The 9,292-nt window shown below is 69.9% G+C and carries 8 protein-coding genes; 4 read left to right on the forward strand and 4 right to left on the reverse strand.

Annotation, left to right across the window (positions count from 1 at the left end; all coding sequences use genetic code 11):
• Positions 1–105 precede the first annotated feature (105 nt).
• From ACTHL9_RS14750 to ACTHL9_RS14760, 3 genes are read left to right on the forward strand one after another with little or no spacing between them, the layout of a single operon-like run.
• The gene (locus tag ACTHL9_RS14750; protein WP_440520041.1) at positions 106–972 is read left to right on the forward strand and encodes a (Fe-S)-binding protein; all 867 of its coding nucleotides are present in this window, start codon (positions 106–108) and stop codon (positions 970–972) included.
• Entirely contained in the window at positions 969–2,486 is a 1,518-nt protein-coding gene (locus tag ACTHL9_RS14755) for a lactate utilization protein B (protein ID WP_440520042.1), read from the forward strand. Before ACTHL9_RS14750 ends, ACTHL9_RS14755 begins: the two co-directional genes overlap by 4 nt.
• Positions 2,483–3,154 carry a LutC/YkgG family protein gene (locus ACTHL9_RS14760; protein WP_440520043.1) on the forward strand — a complete coding sequence of 224 codons (672 nt, stop codon included), beginning with the start codon at positions 2,483–2,485 and terminating at the stop codon, positions 3,152–3,154. The genes ACTHL9_RS14755 and ACTHL9_RS14760 overlap by 4 nt, the downstream gene beginning before the upstream one ends.
• Here the strand turns inward: ACTHL9_RS14760 and ACTHL9_RS14765 are convergent.
• The 4 genes from ACTHL9_RS14765 to ACTHL9_RS14780 form a co-directional block, all read right to left on the reverse strand.
• Positions 3,141–3,971 carry an ACT domain-containing protein gene (locus ACTHL9_RS14765; RefSeq protein ID WP_440520044.1) on the reverse strand — a complete coding sequence of 277 codons (831 nt, stop codon included), beginning with the start codon at positions 3,969–3,971 and terminating at the stop codon, positions 3,141–3,143. The genes ACTHL9_RS14760 and ACTHL9_RS14765 overlap by 14 nt on opposite strands.
• Before the next feature lie 136 nt (positions 3,972–4,107).
• Complete coding sequence (locus tag ACTHL9_RS14770; protein WP_440520045.1) at positions 4,108–5,301, reverse strand: cation:proton antiporter; 1,194 nt, start codon at positions 5,299–5,301, stop codon at positions 4,108–4,110.
• A gap of 2 nt (positions 5,302–5,303) precedes the next feature.
• Positions 5,304–5,786, reverse strand: a complete 483-nt coding sequence (locus ACTHL9_RS14775) for a cation:proton antiporter regulatory subunit (protein WP_440520046.1) — start codon at positions 5,784–5,786, stop codon at positions 5,304–5,306.
• Between the two features lie 28 nt (positions 5,787–5,814).
• Positions 5,815–7,209 carry an MFS transporter gene (locus tag ACTHL9_RS14780; RefSeq protein ID WP_440520047.1) on the reverse strand — a complete coding sequence of 465 codons (1,395 nt, stop codon included), beginning with the start codon at positions 7,207–7,209 and terminating at the stop codon, positions 5,815–5,817.
• A 122-nt stretch (positions 7,210–7,331) separates the two neighbouring features.
• Here ACTHL9_RS14780 and ACTHL9_RS14785 point away from each other — a divergent pair.
• Positions 7,332–9,292: proton-conducting transporter transmembrane domain-containing protein (locus ACTHL9_RS14785; protein ID WP_440520048.1), on the forward strand; the 1,961-nt coding region annotated here is incomplete at its 3' end.

Consider the following 9,292-nt stretch of genomic DNA (forward strand, 5'->3'; position numbering starts at 1 on the left):
CGGACGGGAGCACGTGCCAAGCCAGGATTGCGGTCCTGTCGATTCCCTGCCACTATGGTCTGACCACATGGCCCCCGATGCTCCGAAGGGCCGGAGAGGACTCCTATGAAGATCGCGCTCTTCGCGACGTGCATTGTCGACGCCATGTACCCCCGCGTCGCGCAGGCCACAGTGCAGATCCTGGAGCGGCTCGGGCACGAGGTGGTGTTTCCGGCCGGCCAAGCGTGCTGCGGCCAGATGCACCTGAACTCGGGGTACTTCCGCGAGGCGCTGCCCGTCGTCGAGAACCACGTCCGCGCCTTCGGAACCGGCTTCGACTCGGGCGAGTACGACGTGGCGGTCGCACCCTCCGGATCGTGCGTCGCCTCGGTGAAGCACCAGCACGGGATGGTCGCGCGGTGGGCTCTGGAACGCGGCGACAAGAGGGCGGATCCCACGCTCGAAGCCCGCGCGGAGGCCGTCGGCGAGCGGACCTACGAGCTCTCGCAGCTCCTCACCGACGTCCTCGGCGTCACCGACGCGGCCGCACAACTGGGCTCTTACGTCCCTGGCACCATCACCTACCACCCGTCCTGCCACGGCATGCGGCTCCTTCGCCTCGGCGACCGCCCGCTCAGCCTGCTGCGCACCGTGGAGGCGCTCGACGTCGTCGTCCTCCCCGAAGCCGACCAATGCTGCGGCTTCGGCGGCACCTTCTCCATCAAGAACGCGGACGTCTCCTCGGCGATGCTCGCCGACAAGGTCGCGAACATCTGCGGGACCGGCGCCGGCGCGTGCGCGGGCGGCGACGTCTCCTGCCTCATGCACATCGGCGGCGGGCTTTCCCGGGAGGGACGGACGACGACGTCCGGCACCCCGGTGCGGACCGTCCACCTCGCGGAGGTGCTCGCCTCGACACGCGAGAATCCGCTCCGCTTCGACGGTGAACTCGAACTCGGCGGCTCGACGAAGACAACCGGAGGCAAGCGATGACCACGGTGAGTTTGGGAATGCCGGCGCTTCCGCCGCGCGGTTTCGGCAACATCTCGGCGACCGAGCCGTTCCCGAAAGCCGCCCACCGCGAGCTCGGCAACGCCCAGCTCCGCGCGAACCTCGGCCACGCCACCCACACGATCCGCGACAAGCGGATCCGCGTCGTGTCCGAGCTTCCTGACTGGGAGGCGCTCCGGGACGCGGGCTCAGCGATCAAGACCGAGGCCATGTCGCGGCTGCCCGAGCTGCTGATCCAGTTCGAGGAGCAGTTCACCGCCCGCGGCGGCACGGTCCACTGGGCGCGGGACGCCGCGGAAGCGAACCGCATCGTCGAGGAGCTCATCAGGGCGACCGGCGAGACAGAGGTCGTCAAGGTCAAGTCCATGGCCACACAGGAGATCGGCCTCAACGAGTACCTCGAGGAGCGCGGGATCGCCGCGTTCGAGACCGACCTCGCCGAGCTCATCGTCCAGCTCGGGCACGACAAGCCGAGCCACATCCTGGTCCCCGCGATCCATAAGAACCGGACCGAGATCCGCGACATCTTCCTGCAGGAGATGCCCGACGTCGACCCCGCGCTGACAGACGAGCCCCGCCGCCTTGCGATGGCGGCCCGCGCCCACCTGCGCAAGAAGTTCCTCTCCGCCAAGGTCGCAATCTCAGGGGCGAACTTCGGGATCGCCGAGACGGGGACACTCGGGGTGGTCGAGTCTGAGGGCAACGGGCGCATGTGCGTGACCTTGCCGGAAACGCTCATCACGGTCATGGGCATCGAGAAGGTGCTTCCGCGCGCCCAGGACCTCGAGGTGTTCATGCAGCTGCTTCCCCGCTCGTCGACGGGGGAGCGCATGAATCCGTACACGTCCTTGTGGACCGGCGTGACCCCGGGCGACGGGCCGCAGAACGTCCACGTCGTCCTGCTCGACAATGGCCGTACCCGCGCCCTCGCCGACCGCCACGGCCGCAGCGCCCTTCACTGCATCCGCTGCTCGGCGTGCATGAACGTGTGCCCCGTGTACGAGCGCACGGGCGGCCACGCGTACGGCTCCACCTACCCCGGGCCGATCGGCGCGATCCTCTCGCCGCTGCTCACCGGAGTCGAGGCGGAGGAGAACTCCTCGCTTCCGTACGCGTCGTCGCTGTGCGGGGCCTGCTTCGACGCCTGCCCGGTCAAGATCAACATTCCCGAGATCCTCGTGTACCTCCGCGGCGAGGACGTCTCGGGCGGGTCGGGCGGGACGGCGGGCCGACGACGGCGGAGCCTCCCCACGCAGATGGACCTCGCCTTGGGCGCGGCGTCCTGGGCGCTGTCGTCTGGCGACCGGCTGGGTCTTCTGGAGAAGGGGCTTCCGGTGGTCCGCGCGCTCGCCGGACGCGACGAGAAGATCTCGCGGCTCCCCGGCCTCGGGGCAGGCTGGACGCAGAGCCGGGACGTGCCTGCGCCCCCGAACGAGTCGTTCCGGAGCTGGTGGAGGAAGCACGAGAAGGAAACTGGGAAGGGGGCGCAGGAATGAGCGCGCGCGAGGAGATTCTGGCCCGCGTCCGAGAGGCGCTCACCCCCGCCGAGGTCGGGCCGCGTGGCGCCGAGGTCGGGCCCCCTGACGCCGAGGTCGGGCCGCGTGGCGCCGAGGTCGGGCCGGGCTACCGGACGGCCTCCGGCCTTGACGAGGACGCCCTCGTGGAACTCCTCGTCGACCGGCTGGTGGACTACAGGGCCCGCGTCGAGGTCGTGACGTCCCAGGGGCTGGCCGAAGCGATCCGCACCCGGCTCGAGGGCAAGCGTTTCGTCGCCCCTGACGGACTCCCGGCCAACTGGCTCCACCCGAGCCTCGCCGAGAGCAAGGTGACAGACTCGCGCGAGGCTCCGGTCGACGTCGTACGTCTGGACGAACTCGACGCGGTGGTGACATCGTCCGCGGTGAGCATCGCGGAGACCGGGACCATTGTGCTGGATGGTTCGCCGGATCAGGGGCGGCGTGCCATCTCGCTCGTGCCGGACCACCACGTGTGCGTGGTTCCGGTCGAGACGATCGTCGGGATTGTGCCGGAGGGGTTCACGCGGCTCGACGCCACGCGCCCGCTGACCCTCATCTCGGGGCCGTCGGCGACGAGCGATATCGAGCTCGAACGCGTCGAGGGCGTCCACGGGCCGCGGACGCTCGACGTCATCATCGTCCGCTAGCCGCCCGCAGCATCGCCGCCTCCGCGAGCTCGGCCAGCCGGCTCACTCGGGCGACGTCGGCTGGCGTGAACGGCTCGTCCGGACGGAGGAGCACGAGGGGCTCGGGGCTCCCCGGCACCTTGAGCACGGTTCCGCGGGCGACGGCGGCCGGGTCCACCGGGTGGTGAGCGAAGCCGCGCTCTGCGCCGAGGAGCTCGGCAGCCGCGTAGGGGAGCTCGGCCGGATTGGCAACCACGCGGGTTGCCAGGCTCAGCGCAAGGGTCGGGGCGTCGACTAGGGCGAGTGGCGTCGTCGTCCACACCTTGGGAGCAGCCCCGCCGCCGGTCGCCATCGCGTCCAGAAGGTCGTCGTCGGTGAGCCCGCCGGGCGCAGAGAGGACCAGCGCATCGACTACGCCGCCCGTCACTGGCTGCGACTGGATGGACAGGACGTTCACCTCCAGCTTGGCGAGCGCCCGGCTGAGCCGTTCGAGGGCGCCCGGCGTGTCGGGCAGGGTGACGCGGGCGCGCCACAGCGCCGGGGCGACCTCGAGCGCGCGGCGCCGGCGAAGCGCCGGGGCATGGAGCCACGAGCGGAGCAGGTGGCGGACGCCAGGCTCGGCGACCCAGATGACGAGGGCGGTGGCCGTCGCTGCGAGGAGCAGCACCTTGAGCAGGAGCGGCCAACCGGTACCGACGACGGCGGCATGCACCGCGAGCTCGATTGGCAGCATCGCGAGCACGTTGGCAATGGTCAGGCGGACCTTGGGCGGTTCGGGGTAGCGGCCGCACACGTCGCAAGCGAGATGACGGTGGGTGGCGGTGCGTGAGGCATCCATGGGTTCATGCTCATCGCCCGAGGTTTCGGCTTGGTTGCGTGGCCGTTTAAGCTGCGGCCCGACTTCGGCGTCACCGGGCCCGACTTCGACGTCACTGGGCCCGACTTCGGCGGCAGGGGGCCCGACTTCGGCGGGGTTAGGCGACCTGGGCCGGTGCCTTCTGCTTGGAGTATCGACCGCGGAGCGCCTTGACCGCGGGCTCGGTGAACCGCGCAGCAAGCGGCCCGACGACGGCCATGATCAGCACATACGCCGTTGCGAGGGCAGCGAGCTCGCCCGCGACCGCCCCGGACGTGACGGCGAGCCCGGCAATGACGATCGAGAATTCGCCGCGGGCAATGAGCGAGGTCCCGGCGCGGGCACGTCCGGGCACGGCAACGCCGGCGCGGGCAGCGGCCCACCAGCCGGTCAGGACCTTGGTGGCCGCGGTCACGACCGCGAGCAGCAGCGCCCAGCCGAGCACGGGCGGAATGGACGCGGGGTCGGTGTTCAGGCCGAACGCCACGAAGAAGATCGCGGCGAACAGGTCCCGCAGCGGCTCCAGGAGCCGGGACGCCAGATGAGCCGTGGTCCCGGAGATGGCGATTCCGAGCAGGAAGGCGCCGACAGCGGCGGAGACCTGCATCGCGGAAGCGAGCCCAGCAACGAGCAGGGCGAGTCCCATGACGTTGAGCAGGAACACCTCGGAGTTCTCGCTGTGCACGGCCTTCGACACGTGATGCCCGAATCGCAGCGCCACCACAAGCACCACGGTGATCACGGCCAGCGAGATGCCCACGGTCTGAAGGCCGCCGAACCAGCTCACTCCGGCGAGCGTGGCGGTCAGGATCGGCAGGTAGATGGCCATGGCGAGGTCCTCGAAGACGAGGATCGAGAGGATCGTAGGCGTCTCGCGGTTGCCGAGCCGCCCGAGGTCGGTGATGACCTTTGCGGCGATGCCGGACGACGAGATGTACGTGACGCCGCCCATGACGATTGCTCCGAGCGCCCCCCAGCCGAGCAGCAGGGCCACCCCAGCGCCGGGGATGAAGTTGAGCACCGCATCCACGACGCCCGCTTGCCAGGAACGCCGCAACCCGGTGAAGAGCTCCTTGGCGGTGTACTCGAGGCCCAGGAGCAGCAGGAGCAGGATGACCCCGATTTCGCCCGCCAGATGCGAGAACTCCCGCACCCCGCCCAGGTCCACGATCCCGCCGGCCCCGAAGACTAGGCCTCCGATGAGGTACAGCGGGATGGGAGACATGCTGATGCGCCCGGCGAGGCGCGCGAGGAACCCGAGGACGAAGATGACGGCCCCGAGTTCGATGAGCGTGAGTGCGACGGGGTTCATGCTCACCCGTTGCGGAGGATCTTGGCGGCGGCGTCGAGGCCTTCCTGGGTGCCGACGGCAACCAGGAGGTCACCGGCGTGGAGGATCGCGTCCGGGCCGGGCGAGGGGATCACCTCGCCCTCGCGCATGATCGCGACGATCGAGACGCTCGTCCGGGTACGGATGGCGGCGCGGCCCATGGGGTGGTCGCGGTAGGGGGACTCGGGGAGGATGCTGAACTGACGCGTGACGATGCCCGGGATTTCCTTGTGCTCCTCGGTCAGCTGCATGACGATGCGCTGGCTGCCCAGCAGGTTCCCGAGAGCGGACGCCTCGTCGCCGGTGAGCGGGATCGACGCCTGGCACGTGTCCGGATCGTCCCAGGCCGAGATGATGAGCTCGGTTTCCCCGTCGCGGTGCGTCACCACTCCGATCCGGCGGCCGGACTTCGTCATGAAGTCCTTGCGCACCCCAAAACCGGGCAGCTCGGTCTCGTCAACGTTCATGGAACAACTTTAGTCCCACTGCTCTCAGCTAGCTTTCAGGTACGACGGCGGTCGCGACCTTCGAGGGCGGCCGCACCGGGAGCAGGACGAGCAGCCCGGCGAGCAGCACGACGAGGATGCCGAGGATGCCCCACCGCTGCGCCTGCCCCTCGGCGACGAGCGGCGTGGCGAGGGCGATGCAGAGGCTGAAGAGCGACGGCGCGAGGAAGCTCACCGCGCGGCCGGTGGTCGCGTACAGACCGAAGAGCTCCCCGGAGGTGCCGTCGGGGGCCAGCCGGGCGAGGTAGGCGCGCGACGACGCCTGGGCGGGTCCCACGAACAGGCAGAGGAACAGCCCGAACACCCAGAACGTGGCGGCCCCCGGCCACGTCATGCCTCCCAGCGAGTGCGTGCCATTGCCGAGGACGAGGATCGCGCCGCCCGCCACGAGAAGGCCGATGAGGGCGGCGATGATGACGCGCTTGGGGCCTATACGGTCGTCGAGGACGCCGCCGAGGATCGCACCGACGGCAGCGACGACGTTGCCGAAGATGGCGAAGAAGATGACCTGGCTGAGCGAGAAGCCGAACGTGCCGGCGGCGATCACGCCGCCGAACGTGAAGACGGCCGCGAGACCGTCGCGGAAGACTGCGCTTGCCACGAGGAAGTACAGCGTATGCGGGCTGGTCCGCCAGATCGCCATGATGCGCCGCCAGAGCAGCCCATACGAAGCGAGGATGCCGAGCCGGGCCGCCTCGCGCCGTCGTACTTCCGGCACGGCGAGCATCACGGGAAGCGAGAACACCACGATCCACAGCATCGAGAACACGGCGACGAGCCGGATGTTGAGGCTCTCCGCCGTGGAGGCGCCGAACCACGGGAACGCGGGCTGGACGAACAGGGCCAGCACAAGGAGCAGCGCGACGATGCCCCCGAAATAGCCCGCGGACCAACCGAGGCCGGAGACCCGGCCGATGGTGCGGGGGGTCGCGATCTGCTCGAGCATCGCGTTGTAGTTGACGCCGGCGAGCTCGGAGAACACGTGGCCGGCGGCGATGAGGGACGCGCCATACCAGAGGAGCTCGGGCCGCGGGTAGGCGAAGAAGCACAGGCCGGTGAGCAGCGCGACGATGCCGGTGTGGATCCCGAGCCAGAGCTTCCGCCGGCCGCCGGCGTCGGAGCGCTGACCGGAGACGGGCGCGAGGAGCGCGATGAGCAGCCCGCCGATCCCCAGAGCGGCGCCCAGCACTGAGGAGGCGTGGTCCGAGCCGCCGAACGCCGACGAGGTCAGGTAGACCGTGAACACGAAGGTCGTCATGACCGCGTTGAAGGCGGCGGACCCCCAATCCCACGAGGCCCAGGCAAGAACCTGGCCGCGTCTGACGGGGGCGGTATGGAGCTCGAGCTCCGATGGCTGCGGCGCGGCAGTCGTCATAATCCGCATGCTAGCGCTTGATAGGGTGGAGGTGATGCCGTGTCGCATCGCCTGTTCTCCCGAACCCAACTTGTGATCGCCCGACCCCAACTTTCGTGATTCGAAGACTACAGACGTAGCGGAGGCGCGCCGTGATACCAGTCTTGGCCCTGCACTATGCAGTGGCCGCTGGTGCGCCCTGGATCTTCCGCCGCTGGGGCCGGGCCTCGTTCTTCATCCTCGCGGCAGTTCCGGCGGCCTCGCTCGTGTGGCTCATCCTCCAGCACGACGCCGCGTATGGCGGCGGACTCGAGGAGACCTACGCCTTCGTGCCCGCGCTCCACTTCGACGTCGCGTTCCGGATCGATCCGCTCGCGTGGGTCATGGGCCTGCTTGTTCTCGGGGTCGGCGCGCTCGTCCTCGCCTATTGCGCGCGGTATTTCAAGGACGACGACGACGGCCTGGGCGGCTTCGGAGGTCAGCTCCTGGCGTTCGCGGGCACCATGCTGGGCCTCGTCGCGTCCGACGACCTCATCTCCCTCTACGTCTTCTGGGAGATCACGAGCGTCCTCTCGTTCCTCCTCATCGGCTACGCGCGGGCCCGCCTCGCGGCCCGGCGCTCCGCCGTCCAGGCCCTTGTGGTCACCACCGCGGGCGGCTTGGCGATGCTCGTCGGCCTCGTGCTGATCGGCAACGCCGCGGGAACCTACCGGATCTCGGAGATCCTCGCGCAAGCTCAAGAATTGACGACGGCGGAGAACACCTCGGGCGCGGTCGCTGCGGGCGCGCTCCTCATCCTGGTGGGCGCGCTCAGCAAGTCGGCCCTGGTGCCGTTCCACTTCTGGCTCCCTGCGGCGATGGCTGCGCCCGCACCCGTTTCGGCGTATCTGCACGCCGCCGCGATGGTCAAGGCGGGCGTCTACCTGGTGGCCCGGCTGGCCCCGGGCTTCGCGGACACGCCGTTCTGGCGCCCCGTCGTCCTGGGGTTCGGCGCGGCGACCCTGCTCGTCGGCGGGTATCGGGCCCTTCGGCAGACGGACATCAAGCTCCTGTTGGCGTTCGGCACGGTGAGCCAGCTCGGGTTCATGGTCGCCGTCGTCGGTCTCGGAACGCCGGAGGCCGCGCTCGCCGGGCTCGCGCTCGTCGTGGCGCACGCGCTCTTCAAAGCCACGCTCTTCCTGGTGGTCGGCATCGTGGACCATCAGACGGGGACGCGTGACGTGCGGCGCCTCTCCGGGGTCTTCGGGCAGGCGCGTGCCCTCGGCATCGTAGCGGTCCTCGCGGCAGCGTCGATGGCGGGGCTCCCGCTCTTCGGCGGCTTCGTGGCGAAGGAGAGCATCTTCGCCGCGTTCGCGGACGCTCTCGGTGCCCATGGTCCGCTTTCGACTCTCTGGGGTGTGGTGATCGTCGCCGTCTTCGTGGCGGGGTCGGCGCTCACCGTCGCGTACAGTGCCCGATTCATCTGGGGCGCCTTCGCCCGCAAGCCCGGTCGCCCCGATACGCCGTTCAAGCCGGTGACCGCTGTCTTCGTGGGGCCGCCCACTCTGCTCGCCCTCCTCGGGCTCGTGTACGGCGTGTGGCCCGCGGCCGTGGACGGGTGGTCGACTCCCGCGGCCAAGGCAGCCGGCGAACTGACCGAGCACCTGTCCGCGTGGCACGGCTTTGGCCTGCCGCTGGCCCTCTCGGCGGCTGCGTGGGCAGGGGGTGCGTTGCTGTTCTGGGGCCGGGACGCGGTGTTCCGGGCACAGATGGCCCTCTCCGGTTTCCCAGCGGCCGAACGAATCTACCGCGGCCTCGTCGGCGCGATCGACGACACCGCGATCTGGGTCACGGGGCGAACCCAGCGTGGCTCCCTGTTCTTCTACCTCGCCGTGATCCTCTCGGTCGCGACCCTCCTGCCGCTCGGCGTCATCCTGCTCACGCGCCCGGCCATCCCGGGAGGCGCCTACTTCCAGGACCCGAACTCGCCGCTGCAGGCCGTCGTCGGCATCGCCATCGCCATCGGTGCCCTCGCCGCCGTCCGCGCGAACAAGCGATTCCTCGCGGTGCTCATGGTCTCCGTCACGGGCTACGGCATCGCGCTCATCTTCGCGCTCCAGGGCGCGCCCGACCT

Source organism: Sinomonas sp. (assembly GCF_051955515.1).
In the GTDB taxonomy this organism is placed as follows: domain Bacteria; phylum Actinomycetota; class Actinomycetes; order Actinomycetales; family Micrococcaceae; genus Sinomonas.

What these genes read in the sequence shown, in the direction of transcription:
- ACTHL9_RS14750 (WP_440520041.1), top strand. Translation starts at nt 106, where the DNA reads ATGAAGATCGCGCTCTTCGCGACGTGCATTGTCGACGCCATGTACCCC.
- ACTHL9_RS14755 (WP_440520042.1), top strand. Translation starts at nt 969, where the DNA reads ATGACCACGGTGAGTTTGGGAATGCCGGCGCTTCCGCCGCGCGGTTTC.
- ACTHL9_RS14760 (WP_440520043.1), top strand. Translation starts at nt 2,483, where the DNA reads ATGAGCGCGCGCGAGGAGATTCTGGCCCGCGTCCGAGAGGCGCTCACC.
- ACTHL9_RS14765 (WP_440520044.1), bottom strand. Translation starts at nt 3,971, where the DNA reads ATGGATGCCTCACGCACCGCCACCCACCGTCATCTCGCTTGCGACGTG.
- ACTHL9_RS14770 (WP_440520045.1), bottom strand. Translation starts at nt 5,301, where the DNA reads ATGAACCCCGTCGCACTCACGCTCATCGAACTCGGGGCCGTCATCTTC.
- ACTHL9_RS14775 (WP_440520046.1), bottom strand. Translation starts at nt 5,786, where the DNA reads ATGAACGTTGACGAGACCGAGCTGCCCGGTTTTGGGGTGCGCAAGGAC.
- ACTHL9_RS14780 (WP_440520047.1), bottom strand. Translation starts at nt 7,209, where the DNA reads ATGCGGATTATGACGACTGCCGCGCCGCAGCCATCGGAGCTCGAGCTC.